Below are 5786 nucleotides of genomic sequence, written 5' to 3' on the forward strand. Positions count from 1 at the left end.
TTGTGATATAATTTGAGGATTCTTTTCATGAAGATACTCAAAGAAGTCAAAAATCTTTGGATGCAATAACGGTTCACCACCACCTTGTAATGAAATATAACAACATTCCTTATGCAGGCTGATTTCATCGACAACTTTATTGAACAATTCAAAATCCATATAACCCATATTCTTGCGCCAGCGGACGCCCGTTACACAGCTTGGACATTTTAAGTTGCAATAACCTGTTGATTCAAGTATTACTCGTCTTGGGAATTTTTTATCTTTTCCATTTTGCATTTGAATATCCTTTTCCCCTCAAATGATGCACTTTCGTGCAATAACAAACATGTGAGAAGACAACTTATTTTCCGATAAAAAATTTTGAAACGGAATACCTAGTCTTTCCCACTGGTCAACAAGAATATGTTTTAGAAACGGCTGTCCTGAGATATCATACTCGCCGGTAAGGATACTTTTCCGTACAAGTTCGGCATCCAGAACACCTGGTGTTTCAAGGCTTAATATTTTGAATCCAGCTCTTTCAAGTAACATACTTATCGATTCAGGATTAAACAAGTTCAGGTGCTCACCACCAACACTTTTTGATTTGGTCTTCAAAAGCGAAGTGTCAAAACCATGCATGTTAGGACAAGTAATAAATAGTAATCCTTTTCCGGATATAGTCTTGTTGCATGTTTTTAAAAATTCGAATGGTGAAAAAAGATGTTCAATCGTTTCGAACGATACAACAACGTTTACCTGCAGATCATTCAAACAAACATTTTCAATGATATCTTCAATAACCTCAACTTGCTTGTCGCGGCACCTTTGTGCAAGATGCGGTGTGGGCTCTACTGCAATTATTCGCTTGAAAAAATTGCGAGATTTTAACTCTTCACAAAATGTCCCAAAACCACTGCCTACCTCGAGTATCAATTCATTATCAACTCCGAATTCATGACAGTAATTCAGAACCATATCTACTCTTTTTTTGAAAATTTTTTCACGGCGAACTGGCTCTGAGGCGGCAAAAATGTGTTCGGCCCAGAAACGATAGCTCTTCGAATTTGTATAATGCTCCTGAAGTATGGCAAATGTCGGGCGTGGACTGGCATAGATAGTTTCACAGTTTAAGCATTCATCAAAGTTCACATCCAATTTATTAAAAGCGTGAATTCGACCATTGTAATCACAGGCAGGACAAGTGACTGCAACAAATTGTTCTTTATGACGCATCAGAAGCGCACGATCCTGCGCACACAGTTTTTCTAATTCTACGACCAATTCCTCAGGTCTGATCGCGTTTTCAATGAAATGTAAGTTATTCATGACCTGAAAAATAGCCTACGGTTAATGATATTTCTTGACGTCAACTGAAGAGGAACGTACCGTGCCATAGGCAGATGGTTCTCCCCAAATATTCTCCTTCACCCATTGCCCGTTTTCAATGCGCCAGACGCGCGGATCGCGGAAGGTATCGGCAATTTCCCAGAACTCATCTTCGGTCATGCCGACATAATCGAACCAGTAGTACAAATCGCTGGAGACTACATGGTCGTATTTGCGTACCATTTTTATACCCTCCTCACGACTCATATAACCAGACCGGATGTCTTTGCACGCATGGTCAGATGCGCGTCCATAACCAAATTTGATGAACTTTAACAAGTCATGCGCGCCGTTTTCATAGCGATCATCAAGATTTGAAAAGATGCGATACGTGCGTTCGAATGGCTTGGATGCCCACTCATGGCCATAAAGTTCTTTCATTAAATTGGCCTGGGTGTTTGCATCCCATTTCAGGAAGTTGCCCAGCGCAATCCCCCTGATGCCGACTTCCGCATATTCCTCGTCGCTTGGGAAGCGGAACATTTGCAGATCTTTCATGGTGAGGTTTTCTTTCTTATCCAGCATGTCATACCAGTCGAAGCCGTGGAGGTTATGTTCAACACGTATGCGCTGGCTGAACTCAACATAGTCATCTGGCGAAAACATACCCGATAAATCAGCCCAACCGACTTCGCCCCAAAGCATAAGCGGGATACGGTATTTGACGGCGATGTGAAATGGAACCGTGTTAATGCCGCAGTGTCCATGCCAGTTCATGTCACCCATTTTTTTGAAACCAATTCGGTTTAGCTTGAGCAATGTCTCTACACTCGGTCGGTAGACGATATGGTCACAATCAAGGACATCGCGTCCGCGATCGAGATTACGCTGGCCTTCTGGTAAATAATTATTGCCGTGATAAGTAACCAGCAGCGGATTCAAACCAAGTACATTTTTTGCAACATGCGCCTGATAGTAGCTGTCTTTGCCACCTCCAAACGGGATGACGCAATCATAATTACTGCCGTCTTTATTTCTATATGGCGCAACAAGCGCAAATAATTTCTCTTTCCGTAAAGCCCACTCTTCATCCGTTATCGCCTGGTATTCTTCTGCCACCTGGCACGCAGCACAGACACCGTCTTCATCAATGATCAGATTAACGGCTGCCATCGGGTAAACACATTTAGTACAGTATTGCATTGCCTTTCCTTAAAATCGTTTACTTGCCAGTCCAAAAGTCTTACTCCTTCAAACTAATCAGAGTCGAAGTTTAAGCAACTTCATAAAAAACATCATGCTTCGACTAAGTTTATCCCGAGTCTGACGAAGGGCTCAGCATGAAGCGTCCTGCAGTTTTTTACTTTTAAGACAGAACCCAAGATAGAGCTTGTTTTAATGTAACGCATGAGGCGCGAAGTATGGCGCGCAGACGCGCCATACCTCGTTGCTCTCCATGTGATCGTCGGGTTTTCTCATGGTTTCCTGAGAACACAGAAAACCGTCGTGGCACTGAGCTCCTCTTCCGTCATCTCTCGGAAACGACCGGCGACCTGTTTCATGAAGCCTTTGGGCATCTCCCTGATCCGGTTCTCATAACACAGGATCTCAAATCCTGCGCGTTCAAAATGGGGCCTGATTTCGCATGAACGCAAGCGATTGACCAGACCATCAGACCAGTCCTCCTCTTCGGCCAGGAAAGACCAGAAGTGATAGTCTGAACTGATGTATGCACGATGGTCGACAAGGTCAATAACGTGACAAGCGACTCCGCCCTTGCGCATTAGAGCAAACAATCGATCGACGGCGACGTTGAAGTTCAGGAAATGCTCCAGTACGGCTCTGGATGTCATAATATCGATGCTTTCCTCTTCGAGGACTGGATTGTGAATGTCGGTTAAAATGTGCCTCAAAGGAAGACCTGCCAATCCGTCGTCCAGGCGTCCCTCACGGAGTGCTTGCATATCGAATTGCTGAACTCTGCTCAGGAAGTCCAATTTGTCAACATTAGAACAGTTCCATCTGTCCGGCCAACAACAGTCACAGAGGAGGTCCGCCAATGCCTCCGCGGCACGCTGTTTATTGCTGTCATGTAAATCGAGGGAAATCGTTGAACTTGATCCGTTAAGAAACATCACTGCGGAGATGCCATAGGGGTGATAAGTGCCGCATCCCAGGTCACAATACACCTTGTTCTGCAATGTGGTGTATTTGCTGATGCCCTCGAAACCCTCCTTGGCTACTTCATGCACCCGGGCTGGACCGTACCGCCAATCAGGTTTTAAGTTAAGTTGTCGCCGGCAGAAAGTGTAAATGCGATCAAGTTCAGACCATGTGCGAACCTTATACTGTGAAACATTTTGATTATCCATAAATTTCACTTCTCATAGAATACAAAGTAACTGCAAATGAACAAAAATCATCTGTGCGAAAAATCTGCTACGCCTCCGAAGATTTTTCGTGCCAAACAGTCCTCGAAAATGAATTTATGCACATCCAAAACTTTTCCATAATATTTTAACCGTAGATGAGTTAACGAAGTGCCAATAACGGGTTTTTAGCACTAGACCGATCCCTTAGAGTATCGTCAATTAATGCCGGTTTCCTCACGCTAAATCCGTTTTCATACAAATATTTTTTTGCGTTGTAAACGCTTTGTTCGGTATAATTGAAAATATTTGCCGCAGCAACTGCCGAAGCGCCACCCTTTTCCAACCCTTCGGCAAAGTGTGCCCATTCACCGACGCCACCGCAAGCGATCATCGGGATGGAGACGCTATCGGTTACTTTTTTGATCAAATTGAGATCGTAGCCTTTACCCGTACCATCCCTGTCCACCGAGTTTAAGAAGATCTCGCCAGCACCGCGCTCTTCAGCTTCTTTCGCCCATTTTACCGGATCCAAATTGGTAGGCACACGCCCGCGTTCGGTGTAGACTTCGTAATCGCCGTTGTCGTTGATCTTGACATCGATCGATACCACAATACATTGCGCTCCAAACACTTTTGCACCTTCCGAAATAAATTCCGGATTCGCGATGGCCTGAGTGTTGATGGTCACTTTGTCTGCTCCAGCGGCGAGATATTGCCGCATGTCGTCGATGCTGCGTATACGACCGCCGAAAGTAAGCGGCATAAAACAGGCATCGGAGATGTCGCGAATAATGTCGAGCAATGAACTGCGATTGCCATCACCATGATCATCCCGGCCAGTGTCGTAAACGGCGTCGGGGCTGATATCGAGATAAATCAGCTCATCCGCTGTCCAGACATTGAGGCGCCTGACCATAGCAACCGGATTGCCCAAAGGCTGGTATCGTTTAAATCCCCGACTTTGCACAATGATGCCGTTGCGAAGTAAGAGAACAGGTATCAGACGGTTTTTTAGCATTTTGGGTTAATTAAATCAGTGTTTAAAAGTCCTCCTTTGAAGGAGGACAGTTTTGCGTTCGTTCAGAACGTAAAACAGGTGGATGTTAATCGTCGATCTGGCGACAAACCAGTAAACATCCTTCTGTTTTTTTGCTCTGGACGAGCAAAAACTGTTTCCTTCGAAGGGAAATTAACTTACTTTGTGAAATTTTTTAGGAGCCTTATGCCGGCTGACTGGCTTTTTTCGGGATGAAATTGCACACCAAAAATGTTATCCCTTTGTACGCTGGCGGTAACTTGCACACCATAATCACAAAATGACGAAACCACCGAATCATTCTTCGGTCTAAATTGAAAGCTATGCACAAAATAAAATGTGGTGCCCGGTTCGATGCCTTCAAATAAAGGGTTGGATTTTATTATCGACAATTCATTCCAACCGATATGCGGCAACCGCAATTTTGATTTTGATGTGTCTATTTTATCAACTACCCCGGTTATCCAATCCAGGCCTTGATGTTCACCGAATTCTTTTCCGAGTGTGGCTAATGCTTGCATACCGACACAAATACCCAGAAATGGCTTTCCTTTTTCGATAACTTCCTTTTGTAGCAATTCGACTAAGTTAAAATTGTATAAACCGGTTTTACATTCGGCAAAAGCACCCACGCCCGGTAATACGATATGCGATGCATCCCGAATCTCATTGAATGCATTTGTGATTTTAACATCGCTATCGAACGCCCGAAATGCGTTAAATACCGAGCGGACATTGCCGCAACCGTAGTCCAGAATTACAACCCGTTTATTGTTCATTTGTGTTCGCCAATGACTCGACATCACAAAAATAATTGTACAGTGGCATAAAATCATCCAACCGGCCAAAACCCGTGATAGATACCTTTCGCAGCTCAGTCAGTAAATTATGAATTTCCAGCGCATTGGTTTTAGTTTGTGTTGTCAATTGCATGCTCCGATTTCGATCTCATGTGAATCAATAAATTTTTGTGCTCGGTTGATTGTTTGCGATGCATCCTCGCCAGTCGCTATAACGAATCCAAATCTTTTGGTATGGTCCGAGACCGGTTCAATTTTTTCGCCATG

The 5786-nt window shown here is 44.0% G+C and carries 8 protein-coding genes; all 8 read right to left on the reverse strand.

Features of this window, described 5'->3' with window-relative positions; translation table 11 throughout:
- Nucleotides 1-279: 4Fe-4S cluster-binding domain-containing protein (locus IH879_18480; GenBank protein ID MCH7676912.1), on the reverse strand; the 279-nt coding region annotated here is incomplete at its 3' end.
- Between the two features lie 18 nt (nt 280-297).
- Nucleotides 298-1311 (reverse strand): class I SAM-dependent methyltransferase, encoded by a 1014-nt coding sequence (locus IH879_18485; protein MCH7676913.1) that lies wholly within the window; start codon nt 1309-1311, stop codon nt 298-300.
- Nucleotides 1312-1332: 21 nt separating this feature from the next.
- Nucleotides 1333-2514: an N-acetyl sugar amidotransferase gene (locus IH879_18490; protein MCH7676914.1), complete on the reverse strand. Its 1182-nt coding sequence runs from the start codon at nt 2512-2514 to the stop codon at nt 1333-1335.
- A gap of 272 nt (nt 2515-2786) precedes the next feature.
- A complete protein-coding gene (locus IH879_18495; GenBank protein ID MCH7676915.1) occupies nt 2787-3512 on the reverse strand; it encodes a methyltransferase domain-containing protein in 726 nt (241 codons plus the stop codon).
- 331 nt (nt 3513-3843) lie between these two features.
- Nucleotides 3844-4701 carry an imidazole glycerol phosphate synthase subunit HisF gene (gene hisF / locus IH879_18500; protein ID MCH7676916.1) on the reverse strand — a complete coding sequence of 286 codons (858 nt, stop codon included), beginning with the start codon at nt 4699-4701 and terminating at the stop codon, nt 3844-3846.
- 176 nt (nt 4702-4877) lie between these two features.
- Nucleotides 4878-5498, reverse strand: coding sequence for an imidazole glycerol phosphate synthase subunit HisH (gene hisH, locus IH879_18505; GenBank protein ID MCH7676917.1), 621 nt, complete (start codon nt 5496-5498; stop codon nt 4878-4880).
- Nucleotides 5488-5646 (reverse strand): hypothetical protein, encoded by a 159-nt coding sequence (locus IH879_18510; GenBank protein MCH7676918.1) that lies wholly within the window; start codon nt 5644-5646, stop codon nt 5488-5490. Before IH879_18510 ends, hisH begins: the two co-directional genes overlap by 11 nt.
- Nucleotides 5643-5786, reverse strand: a 144-nt coding sequence (locus tag IH879_18515; GenBank protein MCH7676919.1) for a hypothetical protein, incomplete at its 5' end; no start/stop codon positions are given. The genes IH879_18510 and IH879_18515, both read right to left, overlap by 4 nt.

The organism is candidate division KSB1 bacterium, from assembly GCA_022562085.1.
GTDB lineage: Bacteria > Zhuqueibacterota > Zhuqueibacteria > Oceanimicrobiales > Oceanimicrobiaceae > Oceanimicrobium.

Bases quoted from the DNA above. Each gene is read 5' to 3' on its own strand.
- IH879_18485 (MCH7676913.1), bottom strand. From the start codon at position 1,311: ATGAATAACTTACATTTCATTGAAAACGCGATCAGACCTGAGGAATTG.
- IH879_18490 (MCH7676914.1), bottom strand. From the start codon at position 2,514: ATGCAATACTGTACTAAATGTGTTTACCCGATGGCAGCCGTTAATCTG.
- hisF (MCH7676916.1), bottom strand. From the start codon at position 4,701: ATGCTAAAAAACCGTCTGATACCTGTTCTCTTACTTCGCAACGGCATC.
- hisH (MCH7676917.1), bottom strand. From the start codon at position 5,498: ATGAACAATAAACGGGTTGTAATTCTGGACTACGGTTGCGGCAATGTC.